At 69.5% G+C, this 14,199-nt stretch carries 14 protein-coding genes; 8 read left to right on the top strand and 6 right to left on the bottom strand.

The window, feature by feature from the left end:
• From ACGFJ7_RS09325 to ACGFJ7_RS09315, 3 genes are all read right to left on the bottom strand, one after another.
• The coding region (locus ACGFJ7_RS09325) for a tetratricopeptide repeat protein (protein WP_392641740.1) at positions 1 to 654 on the bottom strand (654 nt) is incomplete at its 3' end.
• The gene (locus ACGFJ7_RS09320; RefSeq protein WP_392641738.1) at positions 651 to 2,888 is read right to left on the bottom strand and encodes a CHAT domain-containing protein; all 2,238 of its coding nucleotides are present in this window, start codon (positions 2,886 to 2,888) and stop codon (positions 651 to 653) included. The genes ACGFJ7_RS09320 and ACGFJ7_RS09325, both read right to left, overlap by 4 nt.
• 5 nt (positions 2,889 to 2,893) lie before the next feature.
• On the bottom strand, positions 2,894 to 3,208 hold the full coding sequence (locus ACGFJ7_RS09315; RefSeq protein WP_360244966.1) for a hypothetical protein: 315 nt from the start codon (positions 3,206 to 3,208) through the stop codon (positions 2,894 to 2,896).
• 162 nt (positions 3,209 to 3,370) lie between these two features.
• Here ACGFJ7_RS09315 and ACGFJ7_RS09310 point away from each other — a divergent pair, with 162 nt between their 5' ends.
• Positions 3,371 to 4,084, top strand: a complete 714-nt coding sequence (locus ACGFJ7_RS09310; RefSeq protein WP_392641736.1) for a tetratricopeptide repeat protein — start codon at positions 3,371 to 3,373, stop codon at positions 4,082 to 4,084.
• Here ACGFJ7_RS09310 and ACGFJ7_RS09305 read toward each other — a convergent pair.
• The gene (locus ACGFJ7_RS09305; RefSeq protein ID WP_392641734.1) at positions 4,081 to 4,536 is read right to left on the bottom strand and encodes a hypothetical protein; all 456 of its coding nucleotides are present in this window, start codon (positions 4,534 to 4,536) and stop codon (positions 4,081 to 4,083) included. The genes ACGFJ7_RS09310 and ACGFJ7_RS09305 overlap by 4 nt on opposite strands.
• Before the next feature lie 55 nt (positions 4,537 to 4,591).
• Between ACGFJ7_RS09305 and ACGFJ7_RS09300 the strand changes: the two genes are divergently transcribed.
• Together ACGFJ7_RS09300 and ACGFJ7_RS09295 are read left to right on the top strand one after the other, a co-directional pair.
• Complete coding sequence (locus ACGFJ7_RS09300; protein WP_392641732.1) at positions 4,592 to 5,359, top strand: enoyl-CoA hydratase-related protein; 768 nt, start codon at positions 4,592 to 4,594, stop codon at positions 5,357 to 5,359.
• A 180-nt stretch (positions 5,360 to 5,539) separates the two neighbouring features.
• Positions 5,540 to 6,931, top strand: coding sequence for a dipeptidase (locus tag ACGFJ7_RS09295; RefSeq protein WP_392641982.1), 1,392 nt, complete (start codon positions 5,540 to 5,542; stop codon positions 6,929 to 6,931).
• A 77-nt stretch (positions 6,932 to 7,008) separates the two neighbouring features.
• Here ACGFJ7_RS09295 and ACGFJ7_RS09290 read toward each other — a convergent pair whose 3' ends face one another.
• Positions 7,009 to 7,371, bottom strand: a complete 363-nt coding sequence (locus tag ACGFJ7_RS09290) for an ATP-binding protein (protein WP_392641730.1) — start codon at positions 7,369 to 7,371, stop codon at positions 7,009 to 7,011.
• A 723-nt stretch (positions 7,372 to 8,094) separates the two neighbouring features.
• Here ACGFJ7_RS09290 and ACGFJ7_RS09285 point away from each other — a divergent pair.
• Positions 8,095 to 8,727: a response regulator transcription factor gene (locus tag ACGFJ7_RS09285; protein ID WP_360244948.1), complete on the top strand. Its 633-nt coding sequence runs from the start codon at positions 8,095 to 8,097 to the stop codon at positions 8,725 to 8,727.
• Between the two features lie 843 nt (positions 8,728 to 9,570).
• On the opposite strand, the gene ACGFJ7_RS09280 is transcribed toward ACGFJ7_RS09285, so the two are convergent.
• Positions 9,571 to 10,788, bottom strand: a complete 1,218-nt coding sequence (locus ACGFJ7_RS09280) for an Nramp family divalent metal transporter (protein WP_360244945.1) — start codon at positions 10,786 to 10,788, stop codon at positions 9,571 to 9,573.
• Positions 10,789 to 10,901: 113 nt separating this feature from the next.
• Here ACGFJ7_RS09280 and ACGFJ7_RS09275 point away from each other — a divergent pair, with 113 nt between their 5' ends.
• The 4 genes from ACGFJ7_RS09275 (at position 10,902) to ACGFJ7_RS09260 (ending at position 14,123) form a co-directional block, all read left to right on the top strand.
• Positions 10,902 to 11,819, top strand: coding sequence for a manganese catalase family protein (locus tag ACGFJ7_RS09275; protein WP_360244942.1), 918 nt, complete (start codon positions 10,902 to 10,904; stop codon positions 11,817 to 11,819).
• A gap of 54 nt (positions 11,820 to 11,873) precedes the next feature.
• Positions 11,874 to 12,266 (top strand): hypothetical protein, encoded by a 393-nt coding sequence (locus ACGFJ7_RS09270; protein ID WP_360244939.1) that lies wholly within the window; start codon positions 11,874 to 11,876, stop codon positions 12,264 to 12,266.
• On the top strand, positions 12,263 to 13,432 hold the full coding sequence (locus ACGFJ7_RS09265; RefSeq protein WP_360244936.1) for a zinc-dependent alcohol dehydrogenase: 1,170 nt from the start codon (positions 12,263 to 12,265) through the stop codon (positions 13,430 to 13,432). Before ACGFJ7_RS09270 ends, ACGFJ7_RS09265 begins: the two co-directional genes overlap by 4 nt.
• Positions 13,433 to 13,499: 67 nt before the next feature.
• Positions 13,500 to 14,123 carry a DUF4232 domain-containing protein gene (locus ACGFJ7_RS09260; RefSeq protein ID WP_392641727.1) on the top strand — a complete coding sequence of 208 codons (624 nt, stop codon included), beginning with the start codon at positions 13,500 to 13,502 and terminating at the stop codon, positions 14,121 to 14,123.
• Positions 14,124 to 14,199 lie beyond the last annotated feature (76 nt).

The raw sequence follows: 14,199 nt of genomic DNA, 5'->3' as shown, positions 1-14,199 counted from the left end.
GGTGGCTTCGCCGGCGCGGTTGCCGACCTCCCGTGTGATAGGTAGGGCTTGTTGGTAGTAGGTCAAAGCTTGCTCCTGGTCGCCCAACGCGTCGTGGGCGTGGCCGATGTTGTTGAGGGTGGTGGCTTCGCCGGCGCGGTTGCCGACCTCCCGTGTGATAGGTAGGGCTTGTTGGTAGTAGGTCAAAGCTTGCTCCTGGTCGCCCAACGCGTCGTGGACGTGGCCGATGTTGTTGAGAATGGCCGCTTCGCTGACGCGGCCACCGGCCTCTCGTGCGAGGGGTAGGACTCGCTCGAAATAGGTCAGGGCCTGCTGTTGGTCGCCAAGGGCGCTGTACACGGTGCCGATGCTGTTAAGAGTGGCAGCTTCGTTGGCCTTGTCACCCGCTAACTGATCCAGGGCTAAGGCCTTCTCGAAGTCGTCGAGCGCCTGTCGGGGCTGGCCGGTGACTAGGCGTGCCCGACCCCGGCTGAAGAGGGCCCTGGCGTCTGTGCCCAAACTCAACGTCGATGTCGCCAGGGTTTCGACATCGGCGAAGCGTGAGGTGCGTAGCCATACGTGGGCCAGTCGGGCGCCGACGTCACTGGCGATGTCGAGTTGCTGGCCGGCCACCGCGAGCCGGTGGACCTCGATCGCTTGCTGGATTGACGTCATGACGTCGCCTCGGGGCCTGTGATCCACAGTTCATACAGGGACCGGGCGGCGGCTGCGCACGCCTGGGTGTACTCGTCGTCGGTGAGCAAGGGACGGATCAGCGGGCGTAGGACGTTCGAGACGTAGTAGCGGGGCTGACCCGTTTCGGGGTCGGTGCCCTCCTCGATCAGGCCCAATTGGGCGGCGCGTTCGATGTGGCTGGCGGCGTCCTCGTGGTCGTGTAGGGCGTGGACCGTCTCCACCGGAACGGGCAGTTCTACGACGTTGACTTTGGCGAGCATTTTTCGCAGGTCCAGGGGCTGCGAGTCGAGCAGGTTGGTGGCGAGGATCGTTTCGCGGCGGAAACGGTCGGCCTCGTTTTCGATGGCCGTGAGCAGGGCGTCGACGTCGAGGGCGGTGTCGGTGACGATCAGGTCGAGCCAGTCGAGCAGGCGGGGGTTGCCGGCCGCGGCGTCGATCGCTCGGTCTCGGATGCCGGGGTCGAGGGTTGAGTCCAGGCGCAGGTTTCGGAGGTTCGCGATCTTCTTGGCCTGCTCGACGGGCGTGAGGGTTTCCAGGGATTCGACGACGACTGTGGTTCCGGCCGGTGTGGGGAAGCGGTAGCGGCTCGTGATGATGACCCGGCTGGGGCTGCCCGTGTCGCGGATCGCCTGCAGCAGGGCGGGCAGGATGCCGGCCATGTCGGGGGAGAGTACGTGGCCGTCGGCGCCGCGCTTGTCGAGGTTGCCGTCCTCGAAGTCGTCGAAGACGAACAGGCATGGTGTCTGGCCGAGCAGGCCGTCGGCGTCGAGCAGGTGACGGAGGCGAAGCGTCAGGGAAACCCGGTCGTTGTCGAGCACCTCGGCTGCTTCGGCCTGCGCTTCCAGGGTGTCGAAGCGGACCTTGTTGGTGAGCTCGCGGAACTTCGTCAGGTCGACCCGGCCGTACCAGACCACGCGTTGGTGGGTGGGCATGCGCTCCAGCAGCCGCGAGGCGAGGCTGCTCTTGCCGAGACCGCCCATGCCCTGCAGCACCAGGGCCTGCGCGGTACCGGCGCCGGCCGGTTTCTTGAGCGTGCGCAGGCAGCGCTGGATGATGCGGCGCCGGCCGACGAACGTCGCCCGCGAGGCGACCCGGGACAGCTGGGTCTGCGGGTCCAGGAACTCCTGGTCGGCCGCCCGTACCCGCAAGCGTGCCCTTTTCGGGGTGTGCAGCGGGGTGACCATGGGAGCCAGCGGCGACCGGTCGGCGTAGACGCGCAGCAGATGCCAGTTGCCGCGCTTGTTCGCGTAGAGATGGCGACGCGCCTCGACGACGGCGTGATCGAGGGGCTGCCCGTCGGCCAGCGACCGGTACAGCTCGGCGGCGAACTCGGTCGCCGAGACGTCGCCGACCGGCAGCGCCCAGCCCAGCACCGCCGGCGCTCCCGCTTTGACCAGGCTCTCGCTCATCGACGGAAGGGTTCCGCCGCCGGGAGCGCTACCGGTCAGGCAGCCCGAGACGAACACCAGCCGGGGCCAATGGCCTTCCAGCGCCTGGGCGATCTGGTCGGCGGTGGCCATGACGCTCCCGCCGAACTCGTTCTCCACCACGAACGTCGGCTGCCCACCGCTGGTGGTGGCGTGCCCGCTCAAATGCAGAACGTCGAAATGGTCGGGGCCGTAGTCGCGGCTCAGGAAACGAAGCCCTTCCAGGGTTCCGCTTTCTTCGACGACCAGATCGGTTCCCGTACGCGACGTGGCGTCCAGAATGGCCGTCTCTTCCGCCTCGTAGTTGAGGACGGGCTCGACCCCTTCCGGGGAGGTGGCCATGAACAGCACCCGCAACGGCCGATTACCGGGTGTTATCGGAGCGGCGTTGGCGCCCACAGCCCGTACGGGCAATAAAGGCGCACGACCCGCGACCGCGAGAAAAGAGCCTTGCTGGGCCAGCAGCTCCCAGGGCAGATGACGCAGCCGCTGCGCGGCGGTGATTCGCAGTACGGCCCCGTCCCGGTGCAGCAGGACCGGAGCCAGCCACCGCTCGTCCCCGTCGAGAAAGACCGCGAGACGCTCACCCAACTCGCTGAGCCGAACAGCGCCGAACACCTTTTGCGCGTACGCGTCCTGGCTGTAGTCCCGCTCCACCAGAGCGATCAGCTCGTCGACGATCGCCCCGTCCAAGCCTCGCGTCAGCGGCGGACCGTCATCGCTGGACAGCCTCAGCTCGTAGTAGCTCGAGGTCTGCTCGAAGATCTCCAGCTCGTACGTGTTCATCCGGCTCATCCCCGCCCGAGCGTGATCTCCAACTGCTCCTGGTCAGCGTCCTTGAGCTCGATCCGCGTACCGTCCGGCAGAAGAATCGTGACAGCGACATCGTCCTTACGCCGCGCCTGCCACCACTCAGCGAGCGTCTTGGCCACCTCCACCCCGGAGAACACGAGCCCGATCACCGCGATCACCATCTCCGCCGACCGCTGAACCTCCACAGGCGACACGGAATCGCCCGGCCGGGCCTCCGCAACGAGCGCGGCCCGCAGCTCAGCCGCCGACTGCGCAGCCCGTACCCCTGAAACCTCCACCGTGGCGCTACCCATTTGCCCATCCTTTTCCGCTTACCGACGCTGGACCAAGGACAGTCCCATCCGGCCCAGACCGGTATCGCCCATGTGACGGATTTCCGACCCCACCCAAATCTGTAGCGTTGCTGACCCATCAGAGCGGGATCATCGAAGGGCTCGTTCGCAGGGAGCGCCGAGATGGCAGAGAATCGAGGTGCGGTGGTCACCGTCGCCCATCAGGTCGAGGTGCATCGGCTGGCGGTGGCCGGCCGGGAGGCGAGCATCGCCCGGGAAGTCGGCAGCCAAGTGGCAGCAACCTGGCTGCGAACATCACGGTTCGCCGAGGTCGAAGCCCTCACCACCGAAACGCTGCGCCTAGGACCAGACGCCGACGCGTTCTACAGCCGAGGCTGGGCACGGTCCGCAACCGGTCGAGCCTCGCAAGCGCTCAATGACTATGGACAAGCCTTGGCCTTGTACCGGCAGAAGGGCAGCAGCGGCAATGAAGCCGCTACTTTGAGTAATATCGGGCTGTCGCTCAATGAGCTGGGTGATCCACGGCAGGCCCTAGCGCACTTCCAGCAGGCCCTTCCCATTGCCAGGGCGGTCGGTGACCGGGCGGGCGAAGCCACTGCCCTCAGCAACATCGGCAGCTTGTACAACCGGTTGGGCGATCGGCAGCAGGCACTGGCGTACTGCCAAGAGGCCTTGCCGATTCAGCGGGAAGTCGGTGACCGGGTCGGCGAGGCGACTACCCAATTCAACATCGCTATGGTCCATCTTGCTCAGGGTCGGCTTGACCAAGCGATCAACGAACTTGAACGGGCCGTCGAGCTGGAACGTCAGGTCAGCCACCCCGACCTCGCCGCCGACACGGCACTTCTTGAGCGGCTGCGCCGACATCTTCACTAGTCGTGCAGTGGGAGATATTCGTCCGGTGGGGGAAATAGGAGCGAGTGCAGGTCCGCGCTGAAGGCGACGACCAGGAACAACACCCCGGACGCCGCCACGGCGATCAGTGCCGTCATCGCCGCGCGGCCTCGCAGCCAAGCTGTGGCGCTGAGGCCGAGAGTCCATGGTGACAGGAAGCCGAGCGCCGTGAAATAGCCGTAGCCGTCGGCCGTCATCATTCCGGGCATCATCACCAGCAGGGACACGCCGCCGGCCGCGAAGCCGGGAAGGACGGGGATCAGCGCCTTCCAGCCGCCGGCCGGTGTTCGCCGGGTCAGTGCGACCACGCGAACCGCCGCCGCGGCCAGGACTGTCGTTGTCACCACGGCTGCGGCTGTCCACGCCACCAGCAGGGGCCAGGGCAGGCCGCCGCCGGGTGCGCTGGTCATCCACGCCGGGACCACGGTGCTCACCTAGGCTCAACCGCGATGGCACGGCTTCGGTCACGGGCCGGAGGAAGACGGGGGCATGATGATTGAATACGCCGTACGTGACGGCGCCGGATGGGTGACCATCGACAACCCGGCTCGGCGTAACGCTCTCTCGGTGGCGTTGATGGGTGACCTTGAGTCCGCGGTGCGGCAGCTCGACGACGATGACGCGGCCCGCAGCATCGTGCTGACGGGGGCGGGCAATACCTTCTGCGCCGGTGCCGACATCTCCGAGTTCGCCGGGCACCACGACTCCGAAGACGGGCGGCGCGCGTTCAACGAGGCGCTGTCGGGGCTGTTCGCCACCCTGAGCGGGCTGCGGACACCGTTGATCGCCGTCATCCGGGGGCACTGCCTCGGTGCCGGTATGGCTCTGGCCCTCAGCGCCGATCTGCGGATCGCGGCCGAGGGCAGCACGTTCGGCATTCCGGCGGCGCGGCTGGGGGTGGGCTATCCGGTGGCACTGGCCGAAACGCTCGTGCATGTGGTCGGTCCGGCCCACGCGGCCGATCTGCTGCTCACCGCCCGCACGTTCACCGCGGCCGAGGCACTGGCCGCGGGCTTCGTCAACCGCCTGGTTCCGACCGAGGAATTGAACGCTGACGCGCTGCGGACGGTCAAAGCCATCGCGGCCAACGCCCCGCTGTCGGTTCGAGCGGCCAAGGCGTCGATCCGAGCCACCGCTCACCCCGAGCTGGCGGCGCGGGCCCGCGAGATGGTCGCAGCCTGCGCCGACAGCGCCGACGAGCGGGAAGGGCAGCGCGCCTTCATGGAGCGGCGCCCCCCGGTTTTCCACGGCCGGTAACTGTTACGCCGGCGCCGGCCGTGAGGTGTGGCTCGACCACGAGTTCCGCGTCCGCGCCGACGTCGTACCTGGTCGACGGAACGATCCGGCAGTGGATAGGTGCCGCCGAAATAGCTGGGCGTCACGTCCGCAAGTCGGGTAGGGCCTCGCCACCTGCGGGAATGAAGCCGCGGCATGACCATGACCCAACAGGAACTCCGCGCCGCCGTGGCGCGGGAGATGCCCGGCGTCCGGGCCGGCCTCGAACGGCTGGTGCGCATTCCCAGCGTCGCCTTCGACGGCTTCGACCACGCCCAGGTGGACCGGTCGGCCGACGCGGTCGCTGACCTTCTCCGCGGCTGCGGCCTCGACACGAAGGTCGTCCGCAGCGGCGGCCGCCCCGCGGTGATCGGCCGCCGGGCGGCGCCGCCGGGAGCGCCGACCGTCATGTTGTACGCCCACCACGACGTACAGCCGGCCGTTGACCGATCTTTGTGGACGAACGGTGATCCGTTCGAGCCGCAGGAGCGCGACGGCCGGTTGTACGGGCGGGGCACCGCCGACGACAAGTCGGGCATCATGGCGCACGTCGCCGCGTTGCGCGCCTTCGGCGACGACCTGCCGGTCGGCGTGGTGGTCTTCGTCGAGGGCGAGGAGGAGTACGGCTCCCACTCGCTGCGCGGCATCCTCCGCGAGCACCTCGACGACCTGCGGGCCGACGTCATCGTGATCGCCGACTCGACCAACTGGGACCTCGGCGTGCCCGCGCTCACCACGTCGCTGCGCGGCGAGGTCAACTGCTTCGTCGAGGTACGGACCCTCGAGTCGGCGGTGCACAGCGGCATCTACGGCGGCCCGGCCCCGGACGCGCTGACCACGCTGGCCCGGCTGATCGCCACCCTGCACGACGCCGACGGCAACCCTGTCGTCGACGGGCTCGGCGGCTACGACCACGCCACCCTGGACTACCCGGAGGAGCGTTTCCGCCGGCAGGCCGGGGTCCTCGACGGCGTACACCTGATCGGCTCCGGCGGCATCGCCGCGCGCAACTGGACCAAGCCCTCGATCTCGGTGCTCGGCCTCGACGCCCTGCCGACCGGCGCCGCGCCCAACGCCCTGGTGCCGGTGGCCAAGGCGAAGATCGGCGTCCGGGTGGCGCCGGGGGACGACGCCGGCGCGGCCTGGCAGGCGATCCGCGCCCACCTGGAGAAGCACGTGCCGTGGGGCGCTCAGCTGACGGTCACGCTGGAACTCACGGGCGAGCCGACCACCCTGGACGCGACCGGCCCGGCCTTCGACGCGGCCCGCGCCGCGCTGCGCGACGCCTGGGACGGCACCGACCCGGTCGACATGGGCCTGGGCGGCTCCATCCCGTTCATCGCCGACTTCCGCGCCGTGCTCCCGGATGCCGTGATCATGGTGACGGGCGCCGAGGACCCGTACTCGCGAACGCATTCCCCCGACGAAAGCCTCGACCTGTCGGAGTTCGCCCGGATCTGCCTAGGGGAGGCGTTTCTGCTGCACAACCTGGCGATCGCGGATCAGCGGCGCGACCCAGACCAGAACGAGGGCGAGCACAAGGAAAAGGCCTAAGGGCTGGGTTCCCTCGTACGCCGCAAGCGCGACCAGCCAGGGGGCGAGAACCAGGGTTCGCAGCATGAGGTCCGGCTTCATGCCAGTGGACTTCCCCGCCGCCCGGCCCACGGGGGCCGCGCGGTGGCCCGCGGGGGCCACCGCGGCAGGACGACCTCCATGGCCAGCCCGGCCGGGAAGAGCCGGCGGGCCCGGACCGACCCGCGTAACGAGCCCACGAGCTGCCGGACAACCCACAGCCCGAGGCCGCGGTCATCCGGCGGCGCGGTGCGGCGCCGCAGCGCGGTACGCAGGGCCGGCGTCGCACCACCCCGGTCGACAACCGCGAGGCGCAGCCGCCGCGCCCGCACCGAGGCGGTGAGCTTCACCGGCCCCGGCGCGTGCCGAAGCGAGTTGCCCACCAGATTGATCAGAATCTGCCGGGTGTGCGCCGGATGCACCGGCCACCCCAGCGCCGCCCGACTGGCCGAAACCGACAATCCCGGAGCCCCGGCCCGAACAGCCGCCAGAACCACCCCCAGCGACTCCGGCGCCCGCGGCCCGTCCCCTTCCCGCCCCCACGCGGTCGCGGCGGCTTCCCGCAGAACCGCACCCGCATACTCCACATGCTCCGCCGCAAGCCGAGCAAGCTCACTGCGCCGAGGCTCCGGCGGCGCCTCCTCCAACGCCCGAAGCAGAGCGGCCAGCGTCGCCATCGGCGGCCGCAGCTCATGACAGAGGCTGCGAGCCAGCAGAAGCCCCGGATCAGCGCCACCACCGGAGCCCACAGCAGGACCGAGATCATCCCCGCCCCCGGCAGCAACCACAGGCCCGGTGTCACCGGTGACGCCGGCAAGCGAGACGCCACCGGCAAAGCCGCCCGGCCCAGTCGAGCCGCTGACGCCAGACCTGTCCGTCCGAATCTCCGTCGCCCAGGGTTCGGCCGTTCCGGGCTCGGCTGTCCTGGAACTGGCCGTCTTGGGTTCCGCCCCCGGGCGTTCGGCTGTCCTGGATTTGGCCGTCCTGAAATCCGCCGTCCTAGTTTCGGCAGTCCCGGGGTTGTCCGTGCGGGGGTCGGCCGGGCGGAACGTGGCGGCGCGAGGGTCGCCCGGGCGGGTCGGGCTGGTGGGGTGACGGCGGCGGATCAGGCGCATGAGTTGTCCCGGAGGGGGGAAGCGGGCGCCATGCGCAACATTCGAGTGGCGATCGTCGATGACCACAATCTCTTCGCGCGCGGCCTGGAACTGCTCCTGCCCGAGGTGAGTGACGGGCGTGCCACCGTTGTGGCGACTACGGACGACGCGGCGTACGCGGCCAGTGTGGTCCGGCACGCCGTGCCGGATGTGGTTCTGGTGGATCTGCGCATGCCGCCGCCCGGTGGGTTGCGAGCGATCGACGCGGTGCGCCGGGCTGCCCCGCGGGCGCGGGTGCTGGCCATGTCGGGCGATGACGATCCGGAGCTGGCGCTGGCGGCACTGCGGGCCGGGGCCGCTGGGTTCCTGCCCAAGAGCAGCGATCCGGCCGACATCCTCCAGCCGCTGCTGGCCGTGATCGACGGCTGGGCGGTGGTGCCGCCACGGCTGCTCGCCGTGATGATCGAGAAGAACGGCCGGCCCGCCGTACCGGAGACCCTGTCCGACGACGACCGTGACCTGCTGCGGCTGATCGCGGCCGGCGCATCAACCGTCGACATAGCCGTCAAGCTGCACGTCTCCGAGCGAACCGTCAAACGCCTGACCGCAACGCTGCTACGCAAACTGCACGTCACCAGCCGCGCGGAGGCGGCAGCCCTGGCCGGCCGCGCCGGCCTGCTGTAAGTCGGCATGCGCCCCGCATGCCCCCTCACACACCGGTCAATCCACCGGCATTCACCCCAAGCCCTCCCGTGCCGGCCGCCCCGCCCATCCTCCTTGGTCGGCCGGAGGCGTTCGCCTCGCATGCCCTTTCACTGTGGCCGACCCGGAAATTTGCCTCGCGTGCCCCTTTCGCCTTGGCCGGCTCGGGAATTTGCCCTTTCGCCTTGGCCGGCTCGGGAATTTGCCCTTTCGCCTTGGCCGGCTCGGGAATTTGCCCTTTCGCCTTGGCCGGCTCGGGAATTTGCCTCGCGTGCCCTTTCGCTTCGGCCGGCCGGGGTATTTGCCTCGGATGCTCTTCCGCCTTGGCCGGCCCAAAGGCACACCCACGTCGGCGGCATTCGCGCCGCGCACCCTTTCGCCCTGGTCGAGCCAAGGCGGCCCCCGCGTCGTGGTTGACCTCGAAGGTATGCGCCTCGCGCGCAGTCCTGTCCGGGCTCACGCAAAGGCATGTGATCCGAGCCTGTCCGCGTCGGTCGGCCGAGCGGCATGCGGCCCGCGCGTCATCCCGAGCCGATCAGAACAACAGCGCGATCGCAACGACAGCGCGGCCAGAACGACGGCGCGGCCAGGACGACGACGCGGCCAGGACGACGGCGCGGCCGGGACGACAGTGCGGCCAGAACGACAGTGCGGCCAGGACGACGGGCGCGGCCAGGACGACGGGCGGCCAGGACGACGGCGCGGCCAGAACAGCGGCGCAACAGCGCGGTCGGACAACAGCGCGGACAAACAACGGCGGTTGAACGGCGGGGCCAACTCAACGGCGGGCGAGCGGGATGGAGGGTCCGGCTTCGACGGGGGAGATCAGCCCAGCGTTCTGATGATCAGGAGGGCGTTGAGGGCGATGATCAGCAGGGCCGCCGCCGAGGCCGCCGCTGTGGTGAGGGGGTGGTTGACCTGGTCGCCCATCACGTCTCGGCGGCGGGTCAGCCAGATCAGGGGTACCAGGGCGAACGGCACCCCGAACGACAGCACCACCTGGGACCAGACCAGGGCGCTCGTCGGGTCGGCGCCCAGCATCAGCACCGCCATCGCCGGCGCCATGGTGATCAGGCGGCGGGCCGCCAGGGGGATCGTACGGCCGATGAAGCCCTGCATGACCACCTGCCCGGCGTAGGTTCCGACGCTGGAGGACGCGAGGCCGGAGGCCAGCAGCGCGACCGCGAACGCCGTCGCCGCGTGCCCGTCCAGCACCGAGGCGAACGCCGCGTGGATGCCCTCCAACGACTCGACGTCGGAGCCGAAGAAGAGCTGGGCCGCTATGACCAGCATGGCCAGGTTGACCAGCCCGGCCGCGCCGAGCGCGATCAGCGTGTCCGCCCTCTGGTAGCGCAGTGCCTCCCGGCGGCGTGTCACCGCGGCCGCCGCCCGTGACTTCGTCAGTGCCGAGTGCAGGTAGATGACGTGTGGCATCACCGTCGCGCCGAGGATGCCCGTGGCCAGGACCAGGCTGTCGGGGCCGTCGAACGATGGCATCATGCCGGCGCCCAGGGCGACGCCGTCCACCCCGGAGCGGAGCGCGTTGTAGAGGAAGCCGAGCAGGATCACGCCGAGCAGGGCGCCGATCACCGTCTCGAAGCGGCGTACGCCGTGCCTGTGCAGTTCGAGCAGGGCGAACGCGGCCGCGCAGGTGATCAGGCCGCCGATCGGCAGTGGGATGCCGAACAGCAGGTGGAGGGCCAGCGCGCCGCCGATGATCTCGGCCAGGTCGGTGGCCATGGCGACCAGTTCGGCCTGCACCCACAGGCCGCGGGCGACCGGGCGGGGCAGCCGTTCGCGGCACCATTCGGGCAGGTCGCGGCCCGTCACCAGGCCCAGCTTGGCCGACAGCGACTGGATCAGCATGGCCATGATGTTGGCCGCCACGATCACCCAGACCAGCAGGTAGCCGAAGCTCGCGCCGCCGGTGAAGTTCGTCGCGAAGTTGCCGGGGTCGGCGTAGGCGATCGCGGCCACGAAGGCCGGTCCGAACCAGGGCGCCACCCGGGCCACCCGCTGTCGTAAGGGGATCGCAACCACCATGCGGCTTCGATTGCCCTTGATCGAAGGCCCGTAGAGGCCGCGGCCGACCCGCGGGGGCCAGGACGGCGGGTAGCCGGATGTCGTACCGCACGACACCGCAAGGGAGGCCCGTGATGTTCAAGCACGTCGATTACCTGCAGTTCCAGGCCAAGCCGGAGAAGCCGGACGCGTTCTTCGCGGCCAAGCTCCAGGAGCTGGTCGGTGGCCAGTTCGGCGAGATGACGGTGATGATGCAGTACCTGTGGCAGGGCTGGTCGTGCCGGGTGCCCGGCAAGTACAAAGACATGATCATGGACATCGCGACCGAGGAGATCGGTCACGTCGAGATGCTCACGACCATGCTGGCCCGCCTGCTCGAGGGCGCGCCGTCGGAGGCCACCGAGAAGGCGGCCGCCGCCAACCCGCTGCTCGCGGCCGTGCTGGGTGGGCAGAACCCGCAGCACGCCATCGTCACCGGCGGCGGACCGATGCCGACCAACAGCCAGGGCGTGCCGTGGAACGCCGGCTACATCGTGGCCAGCGGCAACCTGCTGGCCGACTTCCGGTCCAACGTGGCCGCCGAGGCGCAGAGCCGCCTGCAGACCAGCCGCATCTACAACATGACGGACGACCGCGGCGTCAAGGACATGCTGCAATTCAACCTGGCCCGCGACACCTACCACCAGCAGCAGTGGCTGCTCGGCATCGAGCAGCTCATCGAGGACGGTTTCACCGAGAACGGCATCGAGGACTCCAACGCCGAGCACGAGCACCCGGAGGCCAACCACACGTTCTACAGCTTCGACCCGGAGAGCACCGCGGCCGAGGGCCGGTGGGCGCGCGGTCCGGCGCTCAACGGCAAGGACGAGATCATCTACGTGCCGGACGCGCAGCCGCTGACCGACGACAAGCCGCTGGGCCCGGCGCCGGACCCGAAGCTGTTCGTCACCTACGACGGCTCGATGGGCAAGGGCAAGCCCGGCACCGGCGCGGGCGCGCACGGTCAGGGCGTGGCCAATGTGGTCAACAAGATCAAGGGTGCCCTCGAATAGTTTATCGACGCCTCACCGCGGTATCCGGCCCATGACCCAACGAAGGGACGGATCATGGGCCGTACGGTGAAAGCACTGCTCGTCATCGCGCCGATCGCAGCCGTCGTCGCGCTGATCGCCACCAGAAAGCCGTCACCACGTCGCACCCACGTGGTGACGGTGAACCGGCCGCTCTCCGAGGTGCCACCCCGGCTGCGCGAGCTCGCCGACAGCGTCGAGATCACCCTGTCCGACGCTCCGGGAGATCGAGGGACGGAGATTTCCGTACGCGTCCCGGACGGCTCCCCGGTGAGCGAGGGGGAGGTCCGCCGGGCCCTGCGCGAGACCCGCTCCCTGGTGGAGGTGGGCGACGTGCTGTTGCCGTCCCGGCCGACGACGGAGAAGACGCTGGCCAACCGGCCGCTGCGGAAAGTGACCGAGCACGGCCGTGAGGGAGGACTGCTGTGAAGGCGTTGCAGTGGCAGGGAGTCAACAAGCTCGCGGTGGGAACCGTCCCCGATCCCGAGCTGCGTAACCCGGGCGACATCATCGTCAAGGTGGCCCGGACCGTGACCTGCGGCTCCGACCTGCACCTGATCGGCGGCTACATCCCGTTCATGGAGAAGGGCGACGTGCTCGGGCACGAGTTCCTGGGTGAGGTCGTCGAGGTGGGCCCGGACGTCAAGCGCCACCGGGTCGGCGACCGGGTGGTGGTCTCCTCGTTCATCGCCTGCGGCAGCTGCTGGTACTGCGACCAGCAGCTCTTCTCGCTCTGCGACAACGGCAACACCAATCCGGCGATCACCGAGACGCTGTGGGGCCAGGCCCCCGGCGGGTGTTTCGGCTACTCGCACGCGATGGGCGGCAACGCCGGCAGCCACGCCGAGTTCATCCGGGTGCCGTTCGCCGACGTGGGCGCGTTCACCGTGCCCGACGGGGTGAGCGACGAGCGCGCGCTGTTCGCCTCGGACTCCGCCGCGACCGGCTGGATGGGCGCCGACCTGGGCGGGGTGAAGCCGGGTGACGTGGTCGCGGTGTGGGGCGCCGGCGCGGTGGGCCAGATGGCCGCGCGGGCGGCGGCGCTGCTCGGCGCCGACCGGGTCATCGTCATCGACCGCCTGGACAACCGTCTCGACCAGGCCGCGAAGTACGCCGGGGCCGAGACCCTGAACTATGAGCGCACCGATGTCGCCGGCGAGCTGCGCGAGCGCAGCGGCGGCCGGGGGCCGGACGTGTGCATCGAGGCGGTCGGCATGGAGGCGCATTCGCCCGGCGCGCATTTCGCGTACGACCAGATCAAGCAGCAGTTGCGCCTGCAGACGGACCGGCCGATCGCCGTCCGGGAGGCGATTCACGCCTGCCGCAAGGGCGGCTCGGTCTTCGTGCTCGGCGTCTACGCCGGCTTCGTCGACAAGTTCCCGCTCGGCGCGCTGATGAACAAGGGCCTGACCGTGCGCGGGGCGCAGATGCACGGCCAGCGCTACATCCCGATGCTGCTCGAGCGGATGGCCAAGGACGAGCTGGTCACCGAGCATCTGGCGACGCACGTGATGCCGCTTGACCAGGGGCCCGAGGGCTATCGCATCTTCAAGGAGAAAGACGACAATTGCGTACGGGCGGTGTTCGTGCCGTAGGTGGTTCAGCGGTGACTCGAGAATCACGTTCCGTTTTCCCGGGAACGGCCGCGGAGATTCTCGGGTCATGCGGACAACGATCATTGCGGTAGGAGCGGCCGGGCTCGTCCTCGCCGCCGGCGGATGCGCCTCCTCGTCCAACGCGTCCCCGGCCGCGACTCCCACGAGTCCGACGACCTCCACAACCGAGGCGCCCGCGCCGTCGGAGACGACTACTGCAGTCGCGCCGTCGCCCACCTCGACACGGACCACGACGACCGCCGTCAAGTCCTGTCTCAGCAAGAACCTCAAGGTCACCGCGGTGGCCGACGAGGGCGGCGGGTCGGCCGGGCACACCACCCAGAACATCGTCTTCGCGAACACCGCCGGCTTCGCCTGCACGCTGTACGGATATCCGGGCGTCTCGTTCGTCGCCGGCAACCAGGGCAAGCAGGTCGGCAGCGCCTTCACCCGGACGCCGGGCGAGAAGCGGACGGTCACCCTCGAGCCGGGCGACAAGGTGCACGCCACGGTCCAGATCGCCGACTACCAGAACGTCGACGCGGCCTCCTGCAAGCCGGTCCAGGTGCGCGGCTTCCGGGTCTACCCGCCGAACGAGACCGCCGCCGTCTTCGTCGCCCAGCCGCAGACCGCCTGCTCGGCGCCGAACCAGGCGGTCGGCCAGGTGCAGCCGGTGGCGCGGGGGGAGTGATCCGCGCCTCGGTCCGGCAATGTTCACGCAGTAAGTTCCCCGACTGTCCGCCGGCAGCGAACGGGCCAGACTGTGG

This window comes from Actinoplanes sp. NPDC048988 (assembly GCF_043197815.1).
Classification (GTDB): Bacteria; Actinomycetota; Actinomycetes; order Mycobacteriales; family Micromonosporaceae; genus Actinoplanes.
Note: the sequence above shows the minus strand (reverse complement) of the source record. Positions and strands in the feature narration are given on the sequence as shown.

Bases quoted from the DNA above. Each gene is read 5' to 3' on its own strand.
- ACGFJ7_RS09320 (WP_392641738.1), bottom strand. From the start codon at position 2,888: ATGAACACGTACGAGCTGGAGATCTTCGAGCAGACCTCGAGCTACTAC.
- ACGFJ7_RS09315 (WP_360244966.1), bottom strand. From the start codon at position 3,208: ATGGGTAGCGCCACGGTGGAGGTTTCAGGGGTACGGGCTGCGCAGTCG.
- ACGFJ7_RS09310 (WP_392641736.1), top strand. From the start codon at position 3,371: ATGGCAGAGAATCGAGGTGCGGTGGTCACCGTCGCCCATCAGGTCGAG.
- ACGFJ7_RS09300 (WP_392641732.1), top strand. From the start codon at position 4,592: ATGATGATTGAATACGCCGTACGTGACGGCGCCGGATGGGTGACCATC.
- ACGFJ7_RS09295 (WP_392641982.1), top strand. From the start codon at position 5,540: ATGACCCAACAGGAACTCCGCGCCGCCGTGGCGCGGGAGATGCCCGGC.
- ACGFJ7_RS09285 (WP_360244948.1), top strand. From the start codon at position 8,095: ATGCGCAACATTCGAGTGGCGATCGTCGATGACCACAATCTCTTCGCG.
- ACGFJ7_RS09280 (WP_360244945.1), bottom strand. From the start codon at position 10,788: ATGGTGGTTGCGATCCCCTTACGACAGCGGGTGGCCCGGGTGGCGCCC.
- ACGFJ7_RS09275 (WP_360244942.1), top strand. From the start codon at position 10,902: ATGTTCAAGCACGTCGATTACCTGCAGTTCCAGGCCAAGCCGGAGAAG.
- ACGFJ7_RS09270 (WP_360244939.1), top strand. From the start codon at position 11,874: ATGGGCCGTACGGTGAAAGCACTGCTCGTCATCGCGCCGATCGCAGCC.
- ACGFJ7_RS09260 (WP_392641727.1), top strand. From the start codon at position 13,500: ATGCGGACAACGATCATTGCGGTAGGAGCGGCCGGGCTCGTCCTCGCC.